A 229-nucleotide genomic window follows, 5' to 3' on the forward strand; every position below is an offset into this window, starting at 1 on the left:
GGAAGGAGTTGAATGGATGTGGTTGTTAGTTGGTCAAGAGGGCGGGGGGTGGGTGAAAGCGTTGTTGGGGAGAGGTTGAAAAGGGTGGGTGGGGGTAAGGGAGGGAATGAGGGTGTTGGTGGTGGAGGAGTGGGTGGGGAGGTTAGGATGATGGGGGGGGTAGGGGAGGATGGCTTTGGGAAAGATATTTTAGAGAAGTTTAGAGGAAATGGTGTAAATAGGCAAAATG

At 52.4% G+C, this 229-nt stretch carries 1 protein-coding gene; it reads left to right on the forward strand.

All coding sequences use genetic code 11. The annotated features are described in order from the left end of the window. Positions 1-48 precede the first annotated feature (48 nt). The coding region (locus tag FS628_RS32430; protein WP_222125361.1) for a hypothetical protein at positions 49-229 on the forward strand (181 nt) is incomplete at its 3' end.

Source organism: Paenibacillus xylanexedens (assembly GCF_007676705.1).
Taxonomy (GTDB): Bacteria; Bacillota; Bacilli; order Paenibacillales; family Paenibacillaceae; genus Paenibacillus; species Paenibacillus xylanexedens_C.